At 70.0% G+C, this 547-nt stretch carries 1 pseudogene; it reads left to right on the top strand.

The annotated features are described in order from the left end of the window. Positions 1-68: 68 nt before the first annotated feature. Positions 69-547: pseudogene (locus tag H926_RS34675) on the top strand (Ppx/GppA family phosphatase); the annotation flags it as partial.

The raw sequence follows: 547 nt of genomic DNA, 5'->3' as shown, positions 1-547 counted from the left end.
CGGCCGCCGTTGCCACGCCCCTTGCCGCATCCCCCGCTCCCGGCGCTGCAGCAGTGCCGCAATCCGGCATGGCACAGCCAGATCCTGTGGCGGCGCCATCGGCTGTCACCGCCGGGCGAGAGGTGCTGCCCGAAGCGCTGTTTGCCGCTGACGAGGCCGTGGGCCAGGGCGGCGCGCGCGCCTGGCACAAGCCGGTGCCGTTTCATCGCCAGGCCTATGCCGCGATCGATCTTGGCACCAACAATTGCCGCCTGCTGATCGCACGGCCGGCCGGTGGGCATTTCGTGGTGATCGATGCCTTCAGCCGGGTGGTGCGCCTGGGCGAAGGACTGGCCCAGTCTGGCCGCCTGTCCGACGCGGCGATGGACCGCGCGCTGGCCGCGTTGCATGTCTGCGCGGAAAAGCTGCGCAAGCGCAATGTTCACCTGGCCCGCTCGGTCGCCACCGAAGCCTGCCGCCGCGCCAGCAACGGCGCCGAATTCATCGAACGGGTGCACCGCGAAACCGGTATCCGCCTCAACATCATCACCGCGCAGGAAGAGGCGCG

Source organism: Novosphingobium sp. B-7 (assembly GCF_000410615.1).
GTDB classification, from domain to species: domain Bacteria; phylum Pseudomonadota; class Alphaproteobacteria; order Sphingomonadales; family Sphingomonadaceae; genus Novosphingobium; species Novosphingobium capsulatum.
Note: the sequence above shows the minus strand (reverse complement) of the source record. Positions and strands in the feature narration are given on the sequence as shown.